We start from the raw sequence: 11,330 nt of genomic DNA on the forward strand, positions 1-11,330 counted from the left end.
TCCAGGCCATTCACGGATTGCAGGTGAAGCTCGAATATGACGGCAGCTTCGCCGATGGCTATCAGTCCCATGTCGGCTCCATCCGGCTCGGTTACCGGTTCTGATACGGTTCTCTCATCGGTCTGCGCGCCATCTCGCAAGCACCGGACTGGTGGCAAACTCTGCCTGTCCGGTGCCCTAGCTTTTGGCCCATACGGTTAGCGTTGAACTGACGTGATCCGGCCCGTTATCACCCCTGCTTGCCAGCGGCTTGCCCCGCCATTCGATGATCTGGTCGAGATTGCACACGCCCCACTCGCCCGGCAGCGAGAAGCAAGGCTCGATGTCCGGTCCCTTCCGGTTGAAATCTCCAATACATTCAAAAGCCGGAACCGGCGCCCGTTGGACGCCCGTTCTGTTTATGCGGCCATCTGCAACCGGTTTGATTGGCCTGAAAGAGCCTGCAACAAAGCGAGCCACCCGTCCAAAAAACGATCCCCAGCGCGTCTTGCACAGGCCCTCCCACGGCCGCTATCACCCAGACCGGCATGCACGTCGAATGCATTCAGGAAACGGGCCCAGCCATCCGGGGTGTTGTCGCCGACTGCAATGGCTCCGTTTTCGATATGGCCGGCCAACCCGTCGGCAGACGACGCTATAACGGGTCTGCCAGCAGCCATCGCCTCGAGAGCCACAAGACCATAGGGTTCGAAGCGCGACGGCATGGCGATCATGTCACAGCGGGCCATGGCCGCGGCGGGATGTTCGACATAGCCATGGAACACAATACGCGGATCGTTGCCTGCCAGTGCTTTCAACTGCTGTTCCTGCGCGCCGCTGCCATAGAAATGCAATTCGAAATCCTGACGCACAGATCGAACAAATCCTTCGATGAGGATATCGAAACCCTTCTGCCTGTCGAAACGACCAAGCGCGCCGATCACCGTTTTTCCGCTTTTCACCGGGTCAGGCAGAGCGAAAAAATCATCCAGATCAACGCAGGGGCTGATAATTGCCAACCGTTCAGGGTCGACAAATTTCCGGCCAAGCCACTGCCCCTGCTGCGGACTGACCGCCACAACGGTATCAAACAGAGCATAGGCCGCCGCCACAAGCGTCTCAAAACGGTCGCGGTTTTTCACTTGTGCGGCAACGAAACGTTCGGAATAGCTGTGTTCCACATGGATGAGTGGTGTTGCTGCATACCGCGCACGCAACGCTGTGATCAGCGGCATGTTCCGCCAGCAAACCGAAAGATGAGATATAACGGCCTTGGCATCAGACAGACGCGGTGCCGAAAGCTGGCCACGCCTGATGCGAACGATGTCATGTTTTTCCTCATCATTTCCGATTGTAGCGGCCAAATGATCGAGCATCCGGTTGACACCGCCGAAGCCAGCATCATCAACAAGGTGATAGACGGTCATATTCTGCTCCTCCTGAAATTTAGACGTTGCTGCCGCCCAGAAGACGGCTTTCGACATTGCTGTAGATCGTCTCGCCTGCGAGCGCGATAAAGGCAGCTGCGGCAAGGGTGACTGTGGACTTCACTGGTTCTTCGATGAAGGGGCGCGGCGATTTCGCCAGAGAACGCAGTGCGAGCGAGAAAGCCTTCCTGCCCTGACGCATGGAGACACAGCGCCGCGCCAGATAGCGAAGCTGATAAGCGGCAGCCCGTTCACCATGCCGCGCAACCAGTTCAGGCGCGATGCGTGCCATTTTGTCACGCATTGCAAGCCAGGTTTTGAACTGTTTCTCGACGTTGGCGGAAAGCCCGCCAATATGGATACGATAGAGCGTCAGATGCCCCGGAATACCCTCAATTCTCCAGTCCTGCGTCAGGATAAAACGCAGCCAGCCCTCGATGTCATCCGACTGACGGAAATTTTCATCGAACCACCAGTCACGCTCGACCTCGCCGACCGGACGATAGGCAAAGCCTTCAAGCGCTTCCGCGCGGATGACAGCGGCGGAACCATTGCCTATCGGGTTGCGGCAAAAAACGTCAGCTGCAGTGATGTTCTTCAGTTTCGGCGATTGCTTGATGCCAACGGCTTTCCCATCACAGTCAATCAGGCTCGAGCCGGAGAAGCTGATACCGACGTCCGGGTTTTCCTCAAGATGGCGAATATGCAGTTCAAGCTTTTCGGGAAGCCACAGATCATCGGCATCACAAAAGCCGATATAGACACCCCTTGCAGCAGCGATCCCTGTATTGTGAGCGCCGGCCAAGCCGCGATTCGGCTGGGAGATCAAACGGATACGTGGATCAGCATAGCGTTTGACCGTGGCGGCAGTCATGTCAGTCGATCCGTCATCGACGACGATGATCTCGAAATCAGTGAAGGTCTGATCGAGAAGAGAAGCGATGGTTTCGCGAATGGTGACGGCGGCATTGAAAGCCGGAACGACGATGCTGGCGATAGGTGCGTGATTTTTCACGACGAGATCCTCCAAATGATGATTACTGGCTTTGCGACATGCGATTGAAAAGGCGCGGACTCAGTGCTTCGACCATTGCGGCAGCGAGTGTCAGAACGCCGCGACGACGGTGTCTGAAAAAGCCGCGAGGGCTCAGCCATAGCGCTTGCGTTACGAGCTTGAGCGCGGTTCCGCGCGCGCATTCCAGCCGAAGCGCCCGGCGGGCGAGGTAGCGCAGATGTGTTGCCTTTGCCGCCTTGATTTCATCGTTTGACAAGGCAACATTCATTTTACTGGCGCTGGCGAGAGCGGCATTCCAGGACTGGCGCATAGCCGGAAGATCCGACGACAGGCCACCGCGGCTTGCCCGGTAACAGGTCAAGACCGTATCGATGCCCTCAATCCGCGCGCCTTTTGCCGCGAGACGCACCAGCCACTCCACGTCTTCCCCGTGAACGATTCCCGGATCAAAACCACCTAACGCGAGAAAGACCTGACGTTTTGCAACGATATTGGACATTGTGCATGTCTCGTTTTCGGCGATCAGATCCGCCACCGTCAGCGGCGACTTCGATACCGACGAACGGGCTTCGACGTCCGAGACGGAGCGACTGAAAAACGCAACACGTCCATAAGCCAAGTCCGGAGCATCCGCGGCGGCAAACCGTTTGTCAAAAATCGCCAGCCGCTCCATCGGCCAGATATCGTCAGCATCCAGAAAGGCGATCAGCTCACCGCGCGCCAGTTCAAAGACAGCGCGATTGCGCGCAGCGCTCGGACCGGCATTCGTCTGGGAATAGAGCCGAACGCGGTGACTTTTTTGAACAAAGCCATCGACGACGGACACTGTTCCGTCCGTTGACCCATCATCGACGACGATGACTTCGAAGTCCTGAAAGCTCTGATCCAGCGCCGATGTCAGCGTGGCGGCGATGGTTTTCTCAGCATTATAGCAAGGAACGACGATGGAAATCTTGGGCATGATCAGGCTCCCTGGAGCGAGCGGCTCAAACCGGCCGGAAAACGTGTTGAGAATGCGTTCAGAAGAACGGGCATAGCGATGACGGCCTGAACAAACGTCGTAGCTGCGAGCGTTGCCCAGGCAAGCGCCATCAGGCCATAGGGCGCAGCGATCAGGGAGACTGCCGTGATGCTTGCGCCGGCAGTCAGAGACAGAACCAGCTCACGGTCTGCACGCCCGCCCGAGCGCAGCCATTGCCCCGTGACCGACCAGAGCATGTTCGGAATCGCGGTGAGGCAAATGATCGCGACAAGCGGCGCAACTGACGACCATTTCTCACCGAAGATCAACGGTACGTAGGATGATGCAGCAAAGGATTGCGACAGCGCTATCATTGCGATCGTGGTCATGGCCAGCATCAGGCCACGCTTGAGGGCGGCCGGACGATCGACACTTGTCGACAGATAGGGAAACAGCACCGTTGACAAAGCCGTCGCTAGCGAGGTTGATATCCCGACCCCGGCATTGAAGGCGAAGAAATAGATGCCGAGCGCTTCAGTGCCGAGCGCCGCACCAACAATCAGTTTATCGGCCTGACCTCTTATGCTCTTGACGAATTCAATGCCAAGAACAGAAGCGCCAAAACGAAGGAAGGGTTTCAGTGGCGCGGCGGCTATATCCTTGTCCGGCTGCCACTGTACGAGCCGGCGCATGCCGAACAGCCAAACGGGTGCCGAGATGAGTTTCGGCAAGACAACGGCGACAGGGCTCGGAAACAATGCGACGAGGATGCAGGTCATCAGATTAGCGCCAACATTCTGAGCGCCGGAGACAGCTGCTGTACGTGCAAACATCCCCTGGCGCATGGCGAGCGCACATTGTACTAGGCCCCCCGGCATAAACAGATATTCAAGACCGAGCAGAGCCATCAGCGCAAAAGCCATAACGCTGCCGCCGAACAGCCAGATCGTGGCGCCGACGGCAATCTGCAGCAAGGTCAACCCAGAGCACCATGCCCAGAAAATGTGGCGCGCGCGCTTGCAGACCGCCTCAAGTTCAGCATCTTCGGCAATGATGATACGCTGCCCGACACCGTTTTCAGCAAGCGACTTCAAAATGTCAGAGCCTGCCATCACGGCTGCGGCCATGCCTATTTCAGCCGGCGAGAGAAACCGTGCCATGACGACAACAGTTGCAAGCCGCGACATTTTTGCTGCAGCCTCTGACGCAAGATAGGCAGACGTTCCACGCAGAAGCGGTGAAGATAAAAGCCTCGCCATTTTCAGTCTTAAAGAATTCATCTACCTATCCAGACCTGTCTTGATCAGTGGACGCCAGGTTTTGTTGTGTTAGGTTTATAAGTTATGAGGTGTTGCTCTGTGACGGTTCCGAAGGTCAGCCGAACACGCTTTTGGTTTCGGGGCCTATCCTTTGGCATAGGCGACAGACAGCATAAGCGTGTGACTTATTAGGCGTATCAACGGCCAAATCTTGAGGTCGTATTTGCAAGTATGGGTTCGTGCAGTTGAAAAACCGTCCGACATTGACATTCAGCCGTATCGCGGTCGTTTCGATACTCGCCCTTACGCAAGGTTGCGCTTCGCTCGAACCAATCCAAAACACCGAAAACGTGAAGCAAGGCGAAAGCTATCAGGCACAGTATCGAGCAACGTCCGATACTGGGACGGAACGCAAGAACAGATCTTCCGTGCTGATGAACGCCCAGAGCTGCGCGCCTGACCAGAAGCTGGGGCCTGCCGGCAGCCACATCTTGCCGCCTGAGATCGACATTCTATCGCCCGGCGATCTGATCGACGTATCGATCTCCGACGATGACGTGATCTCGGGAAAATACGAAATCTCCCAGGATGGTATGTTGCGGCTGATGCATGTACCACCGGTGATCGCCAAGGGGCGGTCCGTCGACGCGGTCGAGGCTGCTGTTCGCAAGGTTCTCATCGATGGCGGGCTTTACAATATTGTACCATTGGTCTCGATCCGGGTCATGGATTTCGCACCGGCACGCGTTTTTGTCGCCGGTGCGGTCTTCGAGCCCGGATCCGTGACCGTCGGTGCTATCGCCAGTACGTCCATCGATCGACTGCGGCAGGAAACCATTGGCGGCCGGACAAGCGAACGGCGTCTGGCCCGGGCGCTTCAATCGGCCGGTGGTGTGCGTCCGGATGCAGACCTTTCCCGCGTGGCCGTTGTGCGCGGCGGACATAAAAACGTCTACGATATGCGACCTGTCATCACTGGACATGCCTATCCGGATCCCCTTCTGCTCGAAGGAGACCAGATTGAAATCCCGAGCCGCGATTGTTTCCAGGAAGAGCTGATGGTGCCATCAGCGGTGTCACCACCGGGCGTCAAGGTTTTCATGTCAAACCTTTCCGTCCCAGCCTCGTCCAACGCCCAGGCAGCCATTTCCAAGGATACGGTGGAACTGCGCTATGGCACGCGCTTCTTGCAGGCCGTATTCAGTCTGAATTGTGTCGGCGGCGCAAGGCTCACCAATTCCAACCGATCTGCCGTGCTGTTTACACGCAACCCGATCACTGGCCAGTCGATCGTCATCGAGCGCAATCTTGAACAGCTGCTGCGGCGCGGCGACCGTGACGACTTTGATCCTTATCTGATGCCAGGCGATGCGCTGGCCTGCTATGATTCTTCCGTGATCAATATCACCGATCTGGCGACCAAAATCGGCATCATCGGTGCGCTCGGCGTGATCATGTAAGCCAGTCGGGATCTCAGTCTTCAAACAAAAATGGCAGACGCCCGAGCGAAGGGCACCCGCCATTTCAGCGCTGGACGCGAAGTTCAGTAGGCACCGCGCCCCGAGAGCACAGCACGAACTGTCAGAGCCAGGATCGTCAGGTCGAGCACGATGCTGCGCGATTGAATATAGGCTTTGTCCATCTGCAGCATCCGTTCAAAGCCGATTTCGGCACGCCCCGAAACCTGCCAGAGTCCCGTGATCCCAGGCTTTGCAGCCAGCCGCGACAGCGCCTCGGCTGTATAGGCAGTAACCTCCTGCTGCAACGCCGGGCGTGGACCAACCAACGACATATTGCCCTTCAAGACATTAAAGAGCTGCGGCAGCTCATCAATTGATAACTTCCGCATAACCCGGCCCACCGGCGTAATGCGAGGATCCCTACGCGACTTGAAGCAGATACCTTCTCGGTCGCTGAGTTCAAGCAGCGCCGCGCGGCGGGCTTCCGCATCTCTATACATCGACCGGAATTTATACATGGTGAAGGGAGCGCCATTCTCGCCAATCCGCGTCTGACGGAAGAGAACCGGTCCCCTTGAAGTCATGGCAATGGCAAGTGCTGTTGTCGCCATCAACGGCGCCAGCATCACAAGAGCCGCCGAAGAAATTGTGATATCAAGGATGCGCTTGCCGCGCACATTCGACCGCGTATTTCGCGCAGCGCGCGTCGCCCATGCTTCGCGAACGGCATTGAAAACAAAGCGGGCATTGCCGACCAGATAACGCTTCGCCATCCGCCGCGGCTCCATCAACAACCGCCATACCCATTCGCATCCAGCCTTTCGAAAGACCAGCGGTGCACGAGCAACCCGCCCGGACCAGAAATCGAACTGGGCACCGACCCCCATGACCAGGCCGGCGCGAAGCTTATGCCGGTTGCGGGCGATCCAGACATCCTGCATCGGCACGCCAAGCGCTACGAGGACTATATCAGCCCCCGAATGATTGATTTCCGCGATTATGCTGGCTTCGTCATCCCTGCTGAAATAGCCATCACGTGTCCCGGCGATCTTGAGCCCTTGTGCAAGCGCGCATGCCCGCTTTGCAGCCTCCTGGGCCACCCCCTCCCGGCTGCCGAAGAAAAAGACCGAACGGCCGCGTCTTGCGGCTTCCCGACAGAGCGGAACGAACAGATCTGTGCCATTGAGATTGGCTGCAAAGCTCTTGTTCTGCAGCTTGGCTGCAAGCTTCATTCCCGAACCGTCGGGAAGCAGATAATCGGCCCTGCTGATGGCCCAACGATAAGATGCATCATCCCGATGTGTATTCATGCAATGGGCATTCATAAATGCCACCGTGCGAGGAACCTCGGGCGCGTCCAGAAGAGCGCTGACAGCCTCCTGCTGCGAAGCGCTGACGATAGGAAGTCCGAAAAGCGAAACTGTTCCGAAAGCAACCATATGACCCTCCATCTGACGTGTTGCGAACTGGGGGCAAACATGTCGCAAACCTTGCTGGGGCGCCTTATCGAGGAAGGAGAGAGAGCCGTTCTTAAAGGATAGGCAATCGCGGGAGCGACCGATCTCGCCTGCGCCATCGGGTGACCAACCTATCCGATGGAAGACGTGAGCAGCGTCGGCGCAAGCACACCGCATACCCCGGCATCAAATGCTATCCAAAAGCGTAGCCTGACATGCGAAAGGGTTCGTCCGCCATGCCAAGGCCCCCCAACAGCTTGCGGTCGAAGCGGTATCAAACAGACAAATTCACCACGGGGGACCGTTTCATGAAGACGAAAGTCGATGACAGCAATCAGTCGGCCGGTGGCAAAAACTCAGTCCGCCACAATCCGCAAAATGCCGCTATGCGGGTCTGGAAGTCAGTTCTAAGGGGCGTTTTCGCCATTCCGCGTCGGCTGCATCTCACGCGAGGCGGCCGCCTGAGTGTCTGGCGCATTGCCACCGGCGGCAATCCGGACGATTCCGGCCGCCTGCCGCGCTACATCCTTCTTGGTGCAATCATGCTTGCAGCCATATGGATGCCAGTCGTCAGCTACATTCGCTATGCACCACTGCGTTTCTCCTCCGAGATGGAGCTGATCCTGCCCGGCGCTGGCGCATCGACCTCAATCAATCTTTCGGAAATCGGCCAGGCTTCATCCTCGGCAAATTCCGCCTATTCCAGTTCAACGCTAAGCCCAACCGTGACATATCAGAAGCTTCTGTCGTCACCGCAGGTTCTGGATCGGGCAGCCGAAACGGCTGGTGAGACGGCCGCCACTTTTGGCAAGCCCCAAATCAAGCTCATGGACCAGACCAGCTTCATCCAGATCAGCATCGACGGAAACACGCCGAAACAAGCACGCGCGCGCAATAAGGCGTTGCTGGACGCCTTCCTTTATGAACTCCAGACGCTGCGTGACGACGAAATAAACCGCCGGGAAAGCTCGGTTGTTTCGGCAATAGACACCTATAAGGTCAAAGTTGAGGATGCACGCCGGGCGATCGCGGATCTCCAGCATGAGAGCGGGCTGACGTCGAACGAGCAATATGATGCGATCATCGCCGATAACGAAGATCTGCAGCTGGAGATCGCCGCCAGCCGTGCCCAGCTCGACGAATTGCATCAGCGGATCGAAACGCTGAGCCAGGCACTGGAGACAACACCGGATCTCGCCGCCATCATCTTGAAACTACGTGCGGATCCCGAATATATGACGCTTGCCGACGATCTGGCCCGCAACCACGCCGAACTGGCGAGGCTTGCCGTCAATCTGGGGCAAAACCACCCCAGACGCTTCACCGCCGACAATCGTGTTGCCGGTCTGCGCCAGCGTCTTTCGGATCGGGGCATCATTCTTGCAGGCTTCGATACGCTGGATTTGGCCAGCTCGGTCGATGCGCTCGCCGATGGCCAGCGCGCTGCCCTGCTCTCTTCTCTGGTTACACTCGCAGCAGAAGCACGCGGCCTCGAAACCGAAATCGCCACGAAGCGGACTTCGCTTGCCCGCAGTCAAGAGCGGGTGCGCTTGCTCTCAGTGTCCGCAGCGCAACTGGATGCGCTGAAACGCGAATACAAGATCGCAGAAGCGGTATTCGCCTCTGCTCTGGCGCGGATCAACACGGCCAGGTCGGACATCTTTGCCTCCTACCCCATGGTTCAGGTTGTCAGCAGCCCGTCCCTCGAAGCCACTCCAACGTCGCCGAATATCAAGATTGCCATCGCCGGCGGTGTCGCCGGCAGCGCCTTCGCATTGTTCAGCCTACTCCTGGCTTGGATCCGTCAGCCCGTCCTCGGCCGCACGATGCGCCTCTTCACCGATGGAGCGTGAGATGTCGGTGTCTTTTCATGCTCGCAACATACCCGAGATGCTTGTCTACAAGACGCTTGTCCTGACCTGGCTGTTCTATGCCTTTGGGGCCTTGTATGTTGTGGGACCAGTCCTGGGCTGGCTGCTGCTTATCCTGGCACTGATCGCGCTATATTTCGGGGCGGCATTAAGACCTTCGCTCAGACCAGCCGCACCGATACCATTCGTTGTATGGCTCTGGATCGCGGGCATGGCCGTCATGCTGATCGCGCTTTGGGGCGGGCATCTGCAATGGGGGCTGGGACTCAAGCAGACCATAAAATCGAGTATTGGCTGGGCGAAAGGATGGGCGCTTCTGGCTCTGTTTCCTCTTGCCGGTGTGGTCCTGCAGATTCGCCGCGAAGTGCTGGTACGTGGCCAATGCGTGATCGGCCTGACAACATTGATTGTGCTGCCGGTGCTGTTTGTAGCGCCCTATATCGGACTACCAGAGCGAATATTCGTGTCCCCTCTGAAAGCGGTCGGTGGACCGGGACCTGAATATTTCTCTGTATACCTCTACACTCTAGACCCTTCGACATGGACGCCGCGCTGGCAGTTCTATGCGCCGTGGTCACCTTTTGCTGGCCTCCTCGGAATCGTTATGGTGGCCTTTGCCCTGGAGGAAAAGCACCCCTTCTGGAAAAGCTGCGGCATTGCGGCAGGCATTGTCATGATCGTGCTGACGAAGTCGCGCATGAGCCTTGTGGGCGTTGTCGTTTGCACCGTCGGGCCGCGCATGCTGCCGCTGGTCGCAAAAGTATTTGCATGGCGTCTGGCAGCAGCATTTGCAACGCTGATGGCGATCTTCGGCGGCGCTGTGTTTTCGATGATCGAGGGCGGCATTTATGCCTTCAAGAATGCCCGAGCCGACAGCACCCGCGTGAGGGAAGCTCTGCAGCGCATTGCCTATGATCGTTGGTCGGAGGCCTACTGGTTTGGTCACGGAACAGTTCAGCCCGGCCCTCATCTGGTTGAGTATATGCCGATTGGCTCGCACCATACCTGGTTCGGATTGCTCTTCGTGAAGGGGCTGACCGGTTTTCTGGCTCTGCTTATTCCCCTGTTCGTACAGACTGCTATCGTGCTCGTTGATTGCGTACGCCACCCCCGCGGGCGCCTTCCGCTGTCGATTGTCTTCGTGCTGATCGTGCTAACATTCGGAGAAAACCTCGAAATCGAAGCTTATCTGATGTGGCCTGCCCTGTTGATGCTCGGAATCCACGCGCGCGAAATTCAGGCGAACCCCATAAATCAGAGCGAACGGAGATCTTGAAAGCGGATCCAGGCCCGTCAGCAATGTGAAATGCTCTGCCAAGTGTCACGTTGAACGGAGCGCTCCCGGCTCTTTATCTGCTTTTCAATAGCAACAATTTAAAGATACTGCTTTCATTGACATCATCCTGTGGCATTCCCAACGTTACCAAACTGTAATTCTTTCGGGGGCGAGAATGGTCGTTCAGGTGCCGGTCAGGCGCGATGCGGAGATTTTGCCGCAAGACGCGCGGGGCTTGGCTTTCTCAAAGATCGAGCGCGGCGCCAGGATCAGGCCGATTGTCGCGCTGGCACACGCGGCGCATCTTGAAAGCTGCTTTGGCGACATTCCCTTTCAGCCGGAAAAGGTCGAACGCATTGTCGCAGGAGCGATTGCGCGGCCGGACAGCACGGCGATGTTCATCGCCGAAAAGGATGGACAATTGGCCGGCTTTCTCTGGTACTCGCTCGGCGAATATCACATTGGCAGCGACGTGCTGCTGGCCACGATCCACACCCTCAATGTCCGCAGGTCGATCCGCATACGCCTTTCCGGCGGCAGGGTCTCGCTTGGCCTTCTCAGCCAGGCCGAAGCCTGGTCCAAAGCCAAGGGCGCCCCCCAGATCCTGTTCCACGTCACATCCGTC

General features: G+C 57.4%; 9 protein-coding genes and 1 pseudogene. 3 read left to right on the forward strand and 7 right to left on the reverse strand.

Going from position 1 to position 11,330, the window contains the following annotated elements; all coding sequences use genetic code 11:
* Positions 1 to 183: 183 nt before the first annotated feature.
* From FJU08_RS23045 to FJU08_RS03550, 5 genes and pseudogenes are all read right to left on the reverse strand, one after another.
* Positions 184 to 395, reverse strand: a pseudogene (locus FJU08_RS23045) (IS3 family transposase); the annotation flags it as partial.
* 3 nt (positions 396 to 398) lie between these two features.
* Positions 399 to 1,406: a glycosyltransferase gene (locus FJU08_RS03535; protein ID WP_181409736.1), complete on the reverse strand. Its 1,008-nt coding sequence runs from the start codon at positions 1,404 to 1,406 to the stop codon at positions 399 to 401.
* A gap of 19 nt (positions 1,407 to 1,425) precedes the next feature.
* On the reverse strand, positions 1,426 to 2,421 hold the full coding sequence (locus tag FJU08_RS03540) for a glycosyltransferase family 2 protein (protein WP_210245178.1): 996 nt from the start codon (positions 2,419 to 2,421) through the stop codon (positions 1,426 to 1,428).
* Positions 2,422 to 2,443: 22 nt separating this feature from the next.
* Positions 2,444 to 3,382: a glycosyltransferase family 2 protein gene (locus tag FJU08_RS03545; RefSeq protein ID WP_141147610.1), complete on the reverse strand. Its 939-nt coding sequence runs from the start codon at positions 3,380 to 3,382 to the stop codon at positions 2,444 to 2,446.
* A 2-nt stretch (positions 3,383 to 3,384) separates the two neighbouring features.
* Positions 3,385 to 4,662, reverse strand: coding sequence for an oligosaccharide flippase family protein (locus FJU08_RS03550; RefSeq protein ID WP_210245179.1), 1,278 nt, complete (start codon positions 4,660 to 4,662; stop codon positions 3,385 to 3,387).
* 413 nt (positions 4,663 to 5,075) lie between these two features.
* Here FJU08_RS03550 and FJU08_RS03555 point away from each other — a divergent pair, with 413 nt between their 5' ends.
* Positions 5,076 to 6,101: a polysaccharide biosynthesis/export family protein gene (locus FJU08_RS03555; protein ID WP_328592405.1), complete on the forward strand. Its 1,026-nt coding sequence runs from the start codon at positions 5,076 to 5,078 to the stop codon at positions 6,099 to 6,101.
* 83 nt (positions 6,102 to 6,184) lie between these two features.
* On the opposite strand, the gene FJU08_RS03560 is transcribed toward FJU08_RS03555, so the two are convergent.
* Entirely contained in the window at positions 6,185 to 7,540 is a 1,356-nt protein-coding gene (locus tag FJU08_RS03560) for a WecB/TagA/CpsF family glycosyltransferase (protein WP_210245181.1), read from the reverse strand.
* A 326-nt stretch (positions 7,541 to 7,866) separates the two neighbouring features.
* Between FJU08_RS03560 and FJU08_RS03565 the strand changes: the two genes are divergently transcribed.
* Positions 7,867 to 9,411: a GumC family protein gene (locus FJU08_RS03565; RefSeq protein ID WP_141147613.1), complete on the forward strand. Its 1,545-nt coding sequence runs from the start codon at positions 7,867 to 7,869 to the stop codon at positions 9,409 to 9,411.
* A gap of 1 nt (position 9,412) precedes the next feature.
* Positions 9,413 to 10,705 carry an O-antigen ligase family protein gene (locus tag FJU08_RS03570; protein WP_141147614.1) on the forward strand — a complete coding sequence of 431 codons (1,293 nt, stop codon included), beginning with the start codon at positions 9,413 to 9,415 and terminating at the stop codon, positions 10,703 to 10,705.
* Positions 10,706 to 10,949: 244 nt separating this feature from the next.
* On the opposite strand, the gene FJU08_RS03575 is transcribed toward FJU08_RS03570, so the two are convergent.
* On the reverse strand, positions 10,950 to 11,318 hold the full coding sequence (locus FJU08_RS03575; RefSeq protein ID WP_141147615.1) for a hypothetical protein: 369 nt from the start codon (positions 11,316 to 11,318) through the stop codon (positions 10,950 to 10,952).
* Positions 11,319 to 11,330: the final 12 nt, after the last annotated feature.

Source organism: Martelella alba (genome assembly GCF_006516955.1).
GTDB lineage: Bacteria > Pseudomonadota > Alphaproteobacteria > Rhizobiales > Rhizobiaceae > Martelella > Martelella alba.

Excerpts from the sequence above, each read along its gene's own strand:
- FJU08_RS03535 (WP_181409736.1), bottom strand. The coding sequence starts at position 1,406 with ATGACCGTCTATCACCTTGTTGATGATGCTGGCTTCGGCGGTGTCAAC.
- FJU08_RS03545 (WP_141147610.1), bottom strand. The coding sequence starts at position 3,382 with ATGCCCAAGATTTCCATCGTCGTTCCTTGCTATAATGCTGAGAAAACC.
- FJU08_RS03550 (WP_210245179.1), bottom strand. The coding sequence starts at position 4,662 with ATGAATTCTTTAAGACTGAAAATGGCGAGGCTTTTATCTTCACCGCTT.
- FJU08_RS03555 (WP_328592405.1), top strand. The coding sequence starts at position 5,076 with ATGAACGCCCAGAGCTGCGCGCCTGACCAGAAGCTGGGGCCTGCCGGC.
- FJU08_RS03560 (WP_210245181.1), bottom strand. The coding sequence starts at position 7,540 with ATGGTTGCTTTCGGAACAGTTTCGCTTTTCGGACTTCCTATCGTCAGC.
- FJU08_RS03565 (WP_141147613.1), top strand. The coding sequence starts at position 7,867 with ATGAAGACGAAAGTCGATGACAGCAATCAGTCGGCCGGTGGCAAAAAC.
- FJU08_RS03570 (WP_141147614.1), top strand. The coding sequence starts at position 9,413 with ATGTCGGTGTCTTTTCATGCTCGCAACATACCCGAGATGCTTGTCTAC.